This is a genomic window from Chitinibacter sp. FCG-7 (assembly GCF_040047665.1).
Classification (GTDB): Bacteria; Pseudomonadota; Gammaproteobacteria; order Burkholderiales; family Chitinibacteraceae; genus Chitinibacter; species Chitinibacter mangrovi.
In genome coordinates, this window is the sequence record NZ_CP157355.1 from 3,541,081 (window position 1) to 3,555,870 (window position 14,790).

Annotated in this window: 10 protein-coding genes; 6 read left to right on the forward strand and 4 right to left on the reverse strand. The window is 54.6% G+C overall.

What is annotated here, in order from left to right; all coding sequences use genetic code 11:
- Window positions 1-16 precede the first annotated feature (16 nt).
- From acnB to rmuC, 4 genes are all read right to left on the reverse strand, one after another.
- The gene (gene acnB / locus ABHF33_RS16705; RefSeq protein ID WP_348945010.1) at window positions 17-2,602 is read right to left on the reverse strand and encodes a bifunctional aconitate hydratase 2/2-methylisocitrate dehydratase; all 2,586 of its coding nucleotides are present in this window, start codon (window positions 2,600-2,602) and stop codon (window positions 17-19) included.
- A 213-nt stretch (window positions 2,603-2,815) separates the two neighbouring features.
- Window positions 2,816-3,670: a class I SAM-dependent methyltransferase gene (locus ABHF33_RS16710; protein WP_348945011.1), complete on the reverse strand. Its 855-nt coding sequence runs from the start codon at window positions 3,668-3,670 to the stop codon at window positions 2,816-2,818.
- Window positions 3,671-3,680: 10 nt separating this feature from the next.
- Window positions 3,681-5,084, reverse strand: coding sequence for an FAD-binding oxidoreductase (locus tag ABHF33_RS16715; protein WP_348945012.1), 1,404 nt, complete (start codon window positions 5,082-5,084; stop codon window positions 3,681-3,683).
- Window positions 5,085-5,184: 100 nt separating this feature from the next.
- Window positions 5,185-6,663 (reverse strand): DNA recombination protein RmuC, encoded by a 1,479-nt coding sequence (gene rmuC, locus ABHF33_RS16720; protein ID WP_348945013.1) that lies wholly within the window; start codon window positions 6,661-6,663, stop codon window positions 5,185-5,187.
- Window positions 6,664-6,735: 72 nt separating this feature from the next.
- On the opposite strand from rmuC, the gene flgA reads away from it, so the two are divergent.
- The 6 genes from flgA (at window position 6,736) to ABHF33_RS16750 (ending at window position 14,778) form a co-directional block, all read left to right on the forward strand.
- The gene (gene flgA, locus ABHF33_RS16725; RefSeq protein WP_348945014.1) at window positions 6,736-7,446 is read left to right on the forward strand and encodes a flagellar basal body P-ring formation chaperone FlgA; all 711 of its coding nucleotides are present in this window, start codon (window positions 6,736-6,738) and stop codon (window positions 7,444-7,446) included.
- A gap of 209 nt (window positions 7,447-7,655) precedes the next feature.
- Complete coding sequence (locus tag ABHF33_RS16730; protein WP_348945015.1) at window positions 7,656-8,576, forward strand: bifunctional riboflavin kinase/FAD synthetase; 921 nt, start codon at window positions 7,656-7,658, stop codon at window positions 8,574-8,576.
- A 40-nt stretch (window positions 8,577-8,616) separates the two neighbouring features.
- A complete protein-coding gene (ileS, locus tag ABHF33_RS16735; protein ID WP_348945016.1) occupies window positions 8,617-11,499 on the forward strand; it encodes an isoleucine--tRNA ligase in 2,883 nt (960 codons plus the stop codon).
- Entirely contained in the window at window positions 11,492-11,977 is a 486-nt protein-coding gene (lspA, locus tag ABHF33_RS16740) for a signal peptidase II (protein ID WP_348945017.1), read from the forward strand. Before ileS ends, lspA begins: the two co-directional genes overlap by 8 nt.
- Entirely contained in the window at window positions 11,970-12,902 is a 933-nt protein-coding gene (gene ispH, locus ABHF33_RS16745) for a 4-hydroxy-3-methylbut-2-enyl diphosphate reductase (RefSeq protein ID WP_348945018.1), read from the forward strand. Before lspA ends, ispH begins: the two co-directional genes overlap by 8 nt.
- Window positions 12,903-13,002: 100 nt before the next feature.
- A complete protein-coding gene (locus ABHF33_RS16750) occupies window positions 13,003-14,778 on the forward strand; it encodes a sensor domain-containing diguanylate cyclase (protein ID WP_348945019.1) in 1,776 nt (591 codons plus the stop codon).
- Window positions 14,779-14,790: the final 12 nt, after the last annotated feature.

Consider the following 14,790-nt stretch of genomic DNA (forward strand, 5'->3'; position numbering starts at 1 on the left):
CCTTGCAGCTAGACGCTTATACTTTTACCGAATCTGCTTCAGCTTGGTAAGTGTCGATCTGATTGAAGTTCAGGTATTTATAAACTTCAGCCGATTTGCTATCGAGCACGCCCACGTCGGCCATGTATTCTTCAACCGTAGGGATGCGACCCAGACGTGAAGCAATCGCGGCCAATTCGGCTGATGACAAGAACACATTGGTGTTTTTGCCCAGACGATTCGGGAAGTTACGCGTTGACGTAGAAACCACGGTTGCGCCTTCGCGAACTTGTGCTTGGTTACCCATGCACAATGAGCAGCCTGGCATTTCAGTGCGCGCACCTGCTGCGCCGAATGTGCCGTAGTAGCCTTCTTCGGTCAATTGTTGCGCGTCCATTTTCGTCGGTGGCGCGATCCACAATTTAGTTGGCAGATCGCGTTTGCCTTCGAGCAATTTACCTGCCGCGCGGAAGTGGCCGATATTGGTCATGCAAGAGCCGATAAACACTTCATCGATCTTAGTCCCAGCCACTTCAGACAATACTTTCACATCATCCGGATCGTTCGGGCAAGCCAGAATCGGCTCTTTAACGTCGGCCAAGTCGATTTCGATCACGGCTGCGTATTCTGCGTCAGCATCTGGCTCGATCAGGCTTGGGTTGGCCAACCAGGCTTCCATGCTCTTCACGCGGCGCGCCAAGGTTTTCGCATCGCCATAACCGTTGGCGATCATTGATTTGAGCAGCACGATGTTCGATTGCAGGTATTCAGCGATTGGTTCTTTGTTCAGGCGAACTGAACAACCCGCAGCAGAACGCTCAGCAGATGCATCGGTCAATTCAAAAGCTTGCTCCACTTTCAGATCTGGCAAACCTTCGATTTCGAGGATACGGCCAGAGAAAATGTTTTTCTTGCCAGCTTTAGCAACAGTCAACAGACCGGCTTTGATTGCGTAGAGCGGAATCGCGTTTACCAGATCACGCAGCGTGATGCCTGGCTGCAATTGGCCTTTAAAGCGAACCAAGACAGATTCAGGCATATCGAGTGGCATAACGCCCGTTGCCGCAGCAAACGCTACCAAGCCAGAACCAGCTGGGAATGAAATACCGATTGGGAAGCGAGTATGAGAGTCGCCACCAGTACCTACGGTATCTGGCATCAACATACGGTTCAGCCATGAGTGAATCACGCCGTCGCCCGGACGCAGCGATACGCCGCCACGGTTGCGGATGAATTCTGGCAGGGTGTGGTGAGTTTTAACGTCTACCGGCTTTGGATAAGCTGCAGTGTGGCAGAACGATTGCATCACCAAGTCGGCCGAGAAGCCCAAGCACGCCAAGTCTTTCAACTCGTCACGCGTCATTGGGCCTGTCGTATCTTGCGAGCCCACTGAAGTCATTTTTGGTTCGCAGTATGTACCTGGACGAACGCCTTGGCCTTCTGGCAAACCGCAAGCGCGACCGACCATTTTCTGCGCTTGCGAGAAACCTTTGCCTGAATCGGCAGGGTCTTGCGGCAGACGGAATGCAGTCGATGGTGCCAGACCCAAAGCTTCGCGCGCTTTTGAAGTCAGGCCGCGGCCGATAATCAGATTGATACGGCCACCAGCACGCACTTCGTCGAGCAATACTTCAGTTTTCAGGCTGAAAGTGGTTACGACTTGGCCGTCTTTTTCCACTTTGCCTTCGTATGGGTAGATCGTGATGACGTCGCCCATGTGCAGGTTAGTTACGTCAAATTCGATTGGCAATGCGCCAGCGTCTTCCATCGTGTTAAAGAAGATCGGCGCGATTTTGCCACCAACGCAGTAGCCGCCAAAGCGTTTGTTTGGCACGAATGGAATATCTTCACCCGTCCACCACAGCACCGAGTTGGTTGCTGATTTACGTGATGAGCCAGTGCCGACTACGTCACCAACGTAAGCGATTGGGTGGCCTTTCTTTTGCAGCTCAACGATTTGCTTCATTGGGCCCACTGAACCTGGAACGTCAGCTTCGATGCCTTCGCGCGGGTTTTTCAGCATCGCCAAAGCGTGCAATGGAATATCAGGGCGCGACCAAGCGTCTGGCGCTGGCGACAAATCGTCGGTATTGGTTTCGCCAGTGACTTTAAATACGGTCACAGTCACTTGTGCAGGCACTTCCGGGCGGCTAGTAAACCACTCGGCGTCAGCCCAAGATTGCAAAACGGCTTTCGCGTTCGCGTTGCCAGCATCTGCCAGCTCTTTCACATCGTGGAAGTAGTCAAACATCAACAAGGTTTTTTTCAGGCCTTCAGCCGCAATGCCGCCGACTTCAGCGTCACCGAGCAAATCGATCTGTGGCTTGATGTTAAAACCGCCCAACATCGTGCCGAGCAACTCAGTCGCTTTTGCACGAGAAATCAGTGCACAGGTTTCAGTGCCTGCAGCAACGGCAGCCAAAAAGGCGGCTTTCACTTTGGCGGCATCATCAACACCAGCAGGAACGCGGTGGGTTAGCAGATCAACCAGAAAGGCTTCTTCGCCAGCGGGCGGGTTTTGCAGCAATGAAATCAGATCGGCAGTTTGTTGTGCAGACAGTGGCAGTGGTGCGATGCCTTGCGCGGCGCGCTCGGCTACATGTTGACGGTAGGCTTCTAACACGGCGATACCCTTTTTTAGCTATGGATGGGGGCGTTACTCGACCAAATTCTTGATCAAAAGCAAATCCTAGCCATTTTACCCCCAGAAGGCCTTGCTGTGAACCAAGAAGTAAGTGGAAACACCAAGACTACATCTCAATGTCATACGACGGCCATCCGAAGAGCAGCCTAGCGTCATAGGTCGCGCGCCATAGCTAGGTCCGCCGGGTCGCGATCAGCTTCGCTGGCAATACACTAGGTTCTCACCTTCCAGTATTGACTCGGGATTACTGGCCAGCTGCCGTGTCGTTGCCGTTTCCAGCAGCTCAAATCCACGCTCTGCCAAAAAATCAGCCATGGCCGGCTCAGGCAAAGCCCAGACAAAGGGCTCGCCACGCCAGGCTAACCAGCGCTCGACCCAGCGGCTACGCGGACGAAAACCCGATTTACCGTCCGGCCACTGGCTCATAAAACTGAAAACAAACTGCAGGCGTTTACAAGGCCAGTGTTTCAAGCTAGCAAATAGCCGCTCAATCGCCGCAGACGACAGATACATCAGCACGCCTTCGGCAATCACCAGCGTTGCTTTGTTCTCGAAGATCGGCAACCCATCCAGACCATCAGCGTTTAAATCACAGGCAATAAACTGGATCGACTGCGCATCAAGCCCCAGCGCAGCCTGCTTGGCGCTTTGCGTTGCCGGATGGTCGATTTCTATCCATGTGATTTGCGGCATTTCCAGCGACAAGCGCAATGCCAGCGTGTCAAATCCCGCGCCCAGCACGATTACACTTTCAAAGCCCTGTGCGATGGCCATACGGCAGCGCGCTTCGATCCAGCGTTTGCGCTGCCAGTAATGAGCCAGAATACCGGGCAAGGTATATTGCTCTAGCCATTTCCAGATAGTCGCTGTGGGCCTATACCCTGCCGAACTGGCCAACAGCCGATCTGCCCACGATGTCGACAGTAGCCTTGTACACCACATGGCGGCGGTCGGCGCCACCAGCTGCGCCGTATCGGGCTCATTGGCGAGCAGGATCGTGCTGGCGGCAATCAGTTTGGCGGTGCTGCTCGGGGTTTCTGCTTTCATTAGGCGCCTTTCATGGGGCTGCGTGCCGCGTAAATTCGTCGCGATAGTGGCAGTACCAGTCGCTGCGAAATAGCTCATCGGGGTCGTATTGCTTTTTGAGTTGCAGCCATTGGGCAAACTGCGGATATGCGCGGTTTACTTGCACTGCCGAGGCGTAGCGATGGTAGGTCAGGAAAAAACTGCCGTCCAGAGCAGTACTGGCGTCGATCAATTCGCGAAACGCTTGTGCCGTGCGCTGCAAACCGGCTTGGCTGTGTTGGGTGCGTAGATTGAAAATCACGCAGGCGAAATCGGCCTTGGCCCACGGTAAAAACGACACCGTGTCGCGCATAATGGCGCGGATCGTGCCATACACCACTTCAACGCCCAACCGACGCAAAATGCCTTTGGCTTGCTGCATAAAAGCGAGCAAGTGCTCGCGCGGCACATAATGCTCGCCAATCACCAGACTTTCCGGCGCGGCGTCCGCTGCGCGCTCGCCCGCCAGAAACTCGGCATAACTCGGAATGTAGGTACTGAGCTGCATGGTATCGGCCCAGTATTGCTGGCCGTCGGTATTCAGATAGTGCTGCGAATAAAGCCGGAAAGCCTGTGCTTTGTCGTCGTGCGCGAGCTTGAGCAGCTTGAGCCACGCCGCAGGCGGCAAATCGGCACTCGGCTCAGGAGCGGTTGACGATGTGGCTTGGTAGCAGGCAAAGACGCCGCGCTGCAAAAAGCGCTCGTCACTGTGGTCAATTGCAAATTGAAAATCACCGTACAAGCAGCCTTCGTCGGCTCGCCGGAACACTGCATTGATGGCGTCGTCCAGATCGATAATATCAACCAAGCGTTTGACACATTGCCGACGACTCAGACGCAGCGTGGCCGCATAAATCACGCCGAACAGGCCGTAGCCGCCAATGACCAGTGCAAACAGCGCCGCATTCTGCTGGCGGTTGCAAAGGAGCAATTCGCCGTGCGCGTTAATTACGGTCAGGTCTTCAATATCATCACCCAAGGGCTGCATCAGCAGGGCGCGACCGTGGGCATTGGCGGAAATCGAACCACCCAGCGTGACGCTATCGACACCGGTTTGCTTCTGCCGGATCGCCCAACAACCACCTTGCGGGTGCGGCATGGTGTGCGTCGCCGCGATAATCGCAGGCCAATCAGCGCCCGCTTCGATCTGCAGCAAGCCACGCTCGGTGTCGTGACTCAGTACGCGATTGAGGCCGCGCAAATCAAGATGCAGCGCCCCGCTCGCCATTTGTTGCCCACCCATTGCGTGCAGGCCACCAGAGACGGAAATATAGCGCTGCTCGTGCCGCGCACGGCGGATGATTGCTTGCAATTGCGCACAATCTGCTGGCTGCTCAATGGAGGCCAGCTGCGTCGGGTTGAGTCGGGAATGCACGTCATTCAGGAATGCCGTCATTGCATGCTCCTTGAGCTTGAGTCGGGCTATAACACTGAACGAATTGAATGGTGGGTATATCGCTACAGAAATTGTACAAATTGGCCTGCAGCCATATACCCTACTCGCTCAGCGTCAACGGTTCGATGGCTTCACCTTCAAGCCGCACCTGCTCGATATTGTTGAACTGTTTTGAGATTTTTTCACTGGTAATACTCACGTCCTGCGCGTCTTCGTGCGCTTGACGGATATGCGTGGCGAGCTTTTTCATTCGCGTGTCAAAACGGTTGAACTCCTGCCCCAGCTTGCCCAGCGCCTCCTTGATGATATGCACCTGTTTGCGCGTTTCCACGTCCTTGATCACTGCTCGCGCAGTATTGAGCACGGCCATCAACGTTGTGGGCGATACGATCCAAACCCGCCGCGCCATGGCGTGCTGTACCAGTTCAGGGTGATAGGCATGAATTTCGGCAAAGACCGCCTCGGCCGGAATAAACATCACTGCGCCGTCGGCAGTGACATTAGGCACGATGTATTTATTGGCAATGTCGTCGATGTGTTTTTTAACGTCGGCTTTAAACAGCCGCGTCGCCTGCACTTTGTCGACTTCGGTGCTGAACATGCGATGGTAGTTTTCCAGCGGGAATTTCGAATCCACCGCCACGGTGCCGGTCGGCTCGGGCAATTTGAGCAGACAGTCGACGCGCACGCCGCCGGGCAGGCTGGCTTGCAACTCGTACACCTGTTGCGGCAGCACATTACTGATCAGATGCTCCAGCTGCACTTCGCCAAAAGCACCGCGACTGCGTTTATCGCCGAGCAATTCCTGCAGGCTGACCACATTGCTCGTCAAACCATCAATTTTTTTCTGCGCTTCGTCGATGGTCGCCAACCGCGCCATCACGCTGGCAAAGGTTTCATTGGTCTTTTTAAAGCCCTCGTCGAGCCGCTCGGCGACTTTGCCGGAAATCTCGCCCAGCCGTGTATCGGTGGCTTTGGTCAGCTCGCCCACGCTGGCGGTGAGCGTTTGCGACGATTGCTGCAGCGCCACTTGCAATTGTTCCATTTCTCGCTTCGATTGCTCGGCGAGCATGGTCGAGAGTTTGAGCAGCATATCTTCGCGCAGCGCGTCCTGCTTGCTCTGCAATGCGCCGGAAATATCGCTGAGTTGTTTTAAAACCTGCTCGCGGGTGTCGCCCTGGCTGGCCGTCAATGACAAGCGCAGTGTGGCCAGTGCATCGCTTTGCGCGCCCTGCAGCCGGGTCATGGCTTCGCGGCTTTCTTTCATTTCGCTATTTACGCCGCTGCGCAGGCGCTCGAACGATTCGCTCATCCCATCACGCAAGCGGTCCCCCGAGCGGTTAACCGCCTCGTGCAGCAAAGCGCCGTGCTGCGTCAGGCCGGAATTCAAAGCCTCCGCCTGTTTGCTCAGCCCCTGATGCAGATCAGAGAGCATTTGCCGGTGTTTGGCTTCCAGCTCCTGCATTAAAGTGTCGAGCACTTCGCGCTGATTGCTGGCCAATTGCTGCAAACGGGTCACCACCAAAACCCCGGCCAGCAAGACCACCAGGGTAGAAATTCCAAACAGCAACTCCAGCATTGTGCAAATCCGCTTAGTTCTAACAAAACGCCGATTGTAGGCGATGCGGGCAGATGCGCCTATAATTTGCGGATGCAAAAATTAATCGCACTCTTTCTGGCGCTGCTGATCGGCTCGGCGGGGCTACTGATCTCGCCGCTGGCGCACGCCTCGTCGGGCAAACAGGATTTGCAGTTGCTGCAAAAAGAGCTGGTAAATTGGCTCGATCAGGCGCTGCTCAATAGCCCCGGCACGGCGTCCTATACCATTAGCAAACTCGATCCGCGCTTGCAGCTTGATGTATGTGCTGCCATCGAGGTGAGCTTGCCGCAGGGCTATCGCCTGATCGGCAAAACCATGCTGCGAGCCAAGTGCATGCAAGGAGCCAGCTGGAGCGTGAATACGCCGGTGCAAATCACCATGCTGGTGCAGTATCTGGTCGCCGCGCGGCCAGTGGGCGCCAATCAAACCCTCGCCGAGTCTGATCTGATGTTTCAGCGCGGCGATCTGGGCACTTTGCCCGGCTCGGTGCTAATGGACGCCACGCAGGCCATTGGCCGCACGCTCAATACGGCGATTGCCGCCGGCCAGCCGATACGCAAAGAGCATTTGCGCGCAGCAATGGTGATTCAGCAGAATCAGCGCGTGCGGATTGTGTACCGCGAAGACGGCCTTGAAATTCGCAATGAGGGTATAGCGCTGAATAACGCAGCAGAAGGCGCCGCTGTGCGAGTACGGGTGGGGGGTAATATGGTATTAACTGGCACCGCCCAGGCTGGCGGTGTCGTCGAAGTCAGCCCCTGAGCGGTAAGCTAGTCAGCGCCGGAGTGAGTCGGGCCATGCAAGCCGGAAGGCAAAAATGCACGCGCGCTCTTGCTGCGGCTGATATGAAAACTTTTGTTTAGCCACTCACCCCTTCTGGCGTTAGAATACGCGCTTGTGCAACGCTGGCGATACTGACCACGTTGCAATCATTCCACCCTAGAAACGGTTCGCTAGAGCACCCTATTGGCATGCAAGTTTTTCGCGGCACACCGCCTCAACCCCTTTCTCCTTCCGCGCTAACCATCGGCAATTTTGACGGCCTGCATTTGGGGCATCAAGCGATGCTGGCGCAGCTTAAGCAAGCGGCCAAAGCGCGTGGTCTGAGCAGCGTGGTGATGACGTTCGAGCCGCATCCGCGCGAAGTATTTACCCCGGCCACCGCGCCCGCCCGGCTAACCAGCTTGCGCGAAAAAATCGAGCTGCTCGCCGCCAGCGGGGTTGATTGCCTGATCGTGCAGCGCTTTAACACGGCTTTTGCCGCATCCAGCCCCGAATTTTTCCGCGATCATATCGTTGCGCAGCAAATCAACGCCCGCTACGTGCTGGTTGGCGATGATTTCCGTTTTGGCGCCAAAAGAGCGGGTGATTTTGCGCTGCTGTGCCAGCAGCCCCAGTTGGAGTGCCACAGTCTGCCCACGCAGGATTTTCAGGGCGAGCGCGTTTCTTCTACTGCCGTTCGCAATGCCTTGCAAGCCGGGCAAGTGCAGCACGCCGCGCAATTGCTGGGTCGGCCATATTCAATCTCCGGCCGCGTCGTCGGCGGCGATCGGCTGGGGCGACAATTTGGTTTTCCCACCGCCAATATCCAGCTCAAGCACAACCGTCCGCCGCTGCTGGGTATATTCGTCGTTGAAATTCATGGTCTTGAACGCACTTATCAAGGCGTGGCCAGCCTGGGATTTCGGCCCACTATTCATGGCGGCGATTTAAGCCCGAAGCTGGAGGTGCATATTTTTGACTTCCAGCGCGAAATTTACCGTCAGCATTTGCGCATCGATTTTCTGCACAAACTACGCGACGAAGAGAAATACCCCGATTTTGACACGCTGATCGCGCAGATTGGCGTTGATTGCCAGCAAGCCAAAGAATGGTTTGCGGCCAATAGATAAAACCACTGAATACCGACATTAAATACAAGTTGAGATTGCAATGAGCGACAAACCCGCAAATAAATACCCGGTTAATCTACTGGACACCCCGTTTCCAATGCGTGGCGATCTGGCCAAACGCGAGCCGGGCTTTTTAAAGCAATGGCAAGATGGCCAGATTTATCAGAAATTGCGCGCCAAATCGAAAGCGCAAAATCGGCCTAAATTCATCCTGCACGATGGCCCGCCGTACGCCAATGGCGACATCCATATTGGCCACGCGATGAATAAAGTCCTTAAGGACATCATCCTTAAATCCAAATCGCTCGCTGGTTTTGACGCACCCTACGTACCGGGCTGGGATTGCCACGGCATGCCGATTGAACACCAGATCGAAAAACTGGTGAAATCGGACAAAGACGCGATCAAAGCCAATCCGGTGATTCATTCACGCATTGTTGAATATCGCAAAGCCAACGGTCTGGATGAAAAAGAAATTCATCTGCCTAGTGGGTTTATCCGCGAGCTGTGCCGTGAATATGCGGCGATTCAGGTTGAACGCCAGAAAGTCGACTTTATCCGCCTCGGCGTTCTGGGTGACTGGGATAATCCATACCTGACGATGAATTTTAAAACCGAAGCCGACATCGTTCGCACTTTGGGCAAAATTCATGGCAACGGTTACCTAGTAAAAGGTCAGAAGCCGGTTCACTGGTGTGTAGACTGTGGCTCGGCGCTGGCCGAGGCTGAAGTTGAATACGAAGACAAAGTATCCGCAGCGATTGATGTTGGCTTTGAAGTCGTTGATAAGGCCGCATTGTCGAAGGCGTTTGGCGGCGTGGCCGTTGGCGACTTGAGCGCCAAAGCAGTGATCTGGACGACGACGCCATGGACGCTGCCAGCTAATCAGGCGGTATCCGTACACCCCGAATTCACCTACGACTTGATCGCCACCGAACGCGGCTTGCTGATCTTGGTGCGCGAACTGGCTGAAGCCGCACTCAAACGCTACGACATCGACAGCAATGAAGTGATCGCGCAGGCCAAAGGCGCAGCGCTTAATGGTCTGATGTTGAAACATCCATTTCTTGCCCGCCAAGTGCCGATCATTTGCGGCGAGCACGTGACTGCTGAAGCCGGTACTGGCCTCGTGCACACTGCACCAGCGCATGGTCTGGAAGACTATCAAGTTGGTCTGAAATATCACCTACCAGTTGATAACCCAGTGGCGAACGATGGTCGCTATATCTCGACCACCGAACATTTTGCCGGCGAAACAGTCTGGAAAGCCAATCCTAAAGTCGTGGCTTTGCTCGAAGAGCGTGGCGCGCTGCTGGCCAACAAAAAACTGGAACACAGCTATCCGCATTGCTGGCGCCATAAAACCCCGCTGATTTTCCGCGCGACAACGCAGTGGTTTATCGGCATGGACAAACAGGTTGGCGCTGAAACGCTGCGCGACAAAGCCAACCGCGCCGTTGATGCCACCGAGTTTTTCCCGGCCTGGGGTCGAGCGCGCCTGGAAGCAATGATCAAAAACAGCCCGGACTGGTGCGTATCACGCCAGCGTACCTGGGGCGTGCCGATGACGTTCTTTATCCATAAAGAAAGCGCCGAATTGCACCCACGCTCGACTGAGTTGCTCGAACAAGTCGCGCAACGTATCGAAAAAGAAGGTATTGAGGCGTGGTTCAAGCTTGATGCGGCTGAATTGCTTGGCGATGATGCAGCTCACTACGAAAAGCTCAAAGATACCATCGACGTCTGGTTTGATTCGGGTTCAACGCACTTTGCCGTGGTGAAGCAGCGCGAAGACCTCAATCATGGCGATGACAGCCGCCCTGCCGCTGATTTATATCTGGAAGGCTCAGATCAACACCGTGGCTGGTTCCAGTCATCGCTGAAAACCGCCTGCGCTACCGTCGGTCACGCGCCGTACAAACAATTGCTGACCCATGGTTTTGTCGTTGATGGCAAAGGCATGAAAATGTCGAAATCCAAAGGCAATGTGGTCGCACCGCAGCAAGTGATTAACCAAATGGGCGCAGATATGCTGCGCCTGTGGACTGCCAGTACCGATTACTCCGGTGAGGTATCGATCTCTGACGAAATCCTCAAGCGCACTGCAGACGCATACCGTCGTATTCGCAATACTTTGCGTTTCTTGCTGGCCAACTTGAGTGACTTCAACGCGAGCAATGCTTTGCCAGTTGAACAACTCACCACGCTGGATCGCTATGCGCTGGTGCAGCTGGCTGCGTTCCAAGAGCGTGTGACTGGTTTCTACGACAAGTATGAGTTCCACTTGGCCGTGCAGGAAATGACGGCCTATGCGTCGGAAGAGTTGGGCTCTTTCTATCTGGACATCATTAAAGATCGTCTCTACACCATGGGCGCCGATAGTCAGGGCCGTCGCTCAGCGCAGACTTCCTTGTGGCATATCACGCAGGCACTTGTGCGTCTGCTGGCACCGATCACCTCCTTCACCGCGCATGAGGTGTGGGAAGTGCTCAATGGTAAAGACGACAGCGTGTTCCTCGACGCCTGGTACGCTGTGCCAGCGGTCAGCGATGCGGCCGCATTGAGCGCCCAGTTTGCGCTGGTACGCGAAGTTCGTGCACAAGCGCAAAAAGACATCGAAGTGCTGCGCGCAGCGGGCGGGCTGGGTTCTAGCCTGCAAGCCGAAATTGTGATCACGGCCGATGGCGACAAATATTCGGCGCTGGCCGCATTGGGTGACGAGCTGAAGTTTGTGATGATTACTTCGCAAGCCACGCTACAACAAGGTGAGTTTGCCATAGGGGTATCTTCATCTAGCCAGCAAAAATGCGAGCGTTGCTGGCATTACCACCCTACCGTATCTACGGTAACGGGCCATGAAACGCTGTGCGCGCGCTGTGATGACAATCTGCATGGCGCTGGTGAGGTCCGCTCGCATGCCTAAGCAATTTAAAGGCTATCTTGGCCTGGCTTTGATCGTGCTGATCCTTGATCAAATCACCAAACACTGGATTGAGGCGGTGTTTGAGATGCACCAGATCAAGACCATCATTCCGGGCTTTTTTAACCTGACTCTGGCGTATAACCCCGGTGCAGCGTTTTCGTTTCTGGCTGACGCAGGCGGCTGGCAGCGGCATTTCTTTACCGGATTGGCGCTGGTGGTGTCGGTGGTGATTGTGTTTTTACTGAAAAAACACGAGGCGGAACGCCGCTACGCCACGTCGTTGGCGCTGATTCTGGGCGGCGCCATTGGCAATGCCATCGACCGGATGGTGTTTGGCCATGTAATTGATTTTATCCAGTTCCATTATCAGAGCTGGTATTACCCATCATTTAATATCGCCGACTCGGCCATTTGTATCGGTGCTGCGCTGATGGTGATTGATAGCTTCAAAAAGGATAAACAGGCCAATCATGAATAAACCCATGAATATCATCCTCGCCCAGCCGCGTGGCTTTTGTGCCGGTGTGGATCGTGCGATTGCGATTGTTGAGCGCGCGCTCGAGAAGTATGGCGCGCCAATTTATGTTCGCCATGAAGTTGTGCACAACAAGTTTGTGATCGAAGATCTGAAAGCCAAAGGCGCGATCTTTATCGAGGATCTAGCCGATGTGCCCTCTGGCAATACGCTGATTTTCTCGGCGCATGGCGTCTCGCAAGCAGTGCGCGCAGAAGCCGCCGAGCGTGGCCTGCATATTTTCGATGCCACGTGTCCACTGGTGACCAAGGTGCACTCGGAAGTGAAGCGTCTGCGCGAGCAAGGCTATGAAATCATTATGATCGGCCACAAAGGGCATCCTGAAGTGGAAGGTACGATGGGGCAAGCTGAAGGCGGGATGTATCTGGTCGAGGACGAAAAAGACGTACTGGCGCTGCAAGTGCGCGATGAGCACAAGCTCTCTTACGTAACGCAAACCACGCTCTCCGTTGACGATGCCCAAGTCGTTATCAATGCCTTGCGCGCGCGCTTTCCCGAAATTGTCGGGCCGAAAAAAGATGATATTTGTTACGCCACACAGAACCGGCAGGATGCGGTAAAGCAGCTGGCTAAAGAAATTGATATTCTGGTGGTAGTCGGCTCGCCCAATAGCTCCAACTCCAACCGTTTGCGTGAAGTGGGAGCTGGTCTCGGCATTGACGCCTATATGGTCGACAATGAAACCGAACTCAAACAGGAGTGGTTTGCCAGCAAAGGCAAAGTGGGCATTACCGCCGGCGCATCAGCGCCAGATGTACTGGTTCGCCGCGTGATTGCCAAAATTGAAGAATTTGGCGCTGAATCGGTCGAGTCCATGTCCGGGGTCGAAGAAAACGTGATTTTTGCGCTGCCGAAAGGGCTGGCCTGATCGCTCTGGATATTCCACCCAACGCCACTTGATGTGGCGTTTTTTATATCTGCTTTTTCAACCTATACTCTGCATACTCTCTGCCTGCGTGATGTGAGCCATGGAAAAATTGACCAACCCCACCGATATTGCGCGTGAAACCCTTAAGCAATTGGCGATGCGGCGTATCGTGCCATCGCCCGATCATTACGAATCGATTTACCATGAAATTGCGCAAACCAGCGAAGCTGACCGTCAACACCCGGGGCTAAAAGAGCTGATCGCCGCCCTGGAGCGCGCCACTCCGCAGTCACCCGAAGCCAAGCGACAGCTGGAGCAACTCAAACGGGTCATCAAGCGTGAAGAATGGGCCGCTCTGTATGAGCAGCTGATCCGCTGCATTCAAAGTCAGGGCACCACATCCGAGCTGAGTAAAAGCTGGGGTGAAGTGATCCGCGAGCTGATTTTGCAGTGGGATTTGCGCAACCCGGCCTACCCGCCGAGCCGGAAAAAAGAAGCCCTAGACAGAGTGCTGGCTAATTTTGGCAATAACGCCAATGAGCTCAATCAGAAAATGGTTGGCTTGATCAACTCCTGGTCGGAAACCGGAGTAGAAAACACCCCAGTCAGCAGCCTAGAGAATTTGTCAGCAGAGGCGATTACGCCCAGTACGACCTCCCCAGCTGGTGCAGAATCGATCAATTGGCAGGATTGGCGTGATTCAACCGTTACGGCACTTGAGCTGGGCTTGGCGGCTCGTCTGCTGCACAATCCAGATTTGCAGCAGGAAACACTGCTTATCGCCAGAGAAGCCAAAGCCGTAGGTAATCGCGCCGAGATGGAAAAATGGCTGCCGCGCTTGCGCAAATTCTGGCTAAAACTCGAGCTGCAAAACGATCAGGAGGACCGGCTGGCCGATGGTCTAATGAAACTGCTGCGCCTGCTGACCGACAATATGGCCGAAATTGTCATTGACGATGAATGGGTGCGTGGCCAGATTGCCGTGGTCCAAACCATCATGTCACAACCGCTGGATATGCGGGTTTTATACGACGCCGAAGCAGGACTTAAGGAAGTGATGTTCAAGCAAAGCCAAGTGAAACATAGCTTGGTTGAGGCGCAGACCGCCTTGAAAAACATGCTGGCTTCATTTATCGACCGGCTGGGTTTGATGTCGCAAAGTACGGATAATTACCACACCAAAATCACGCATTACGCCAGCAAGATTGAAGAGGCCAACGATCTGGTCAGTATCCGGCATGTCATGGAAGATCTGATGCAGGATACGCGCAGCATGCAGGTTGATGTGATGCGCTCACGCGACGACTTGCTGGAGGCCAGAAAAAAAGCCGATCAGGCCCATTCGCGCGTGCTGGAGCTGGAAAAAGAGCTGACGGCGCTGAGCGATAAAGTGCGTGAAGACCAGTTAACCGGGGCTTTGAATCGCCGCGGACTGGAGGACGCTTATCAGGTCGAGCTAGCACGCGCGCAACGCAGCCAGGTGCCTTTCGCAGTCTCTCTGCTCGATATTGATAACTTCAAAAAACTGAATGATTCACTAGGGCACGCAGCCGGTGATACGGCTTTGAAGCATCTGGTGCAGGTGGTCAAGGATTTGCTGCGCCCCACCGATACGGTGGCGCGATACGGTGGCGAAGAATTTGTTATCCTGATGCCGGGTACGGCAATTGAAGAAGGCTTGCAGGTCATGCAGCGCGTACAGCGCGAGCTGACCAAGCGCTTCTTTATGCATGAAAATGAAAAGGTCTTGATTACTTTTAGCGCTGGCCTGACTCTGGCGGGGCTGGATGAGCCACGTGATGCGGTGATTACCCGTGCTGATGCGGCGATGTATAAGGCGAAAAAGAGCGGGAAAAACCGCGTAGAAACGGCGTAGAAAGTGCGTAAG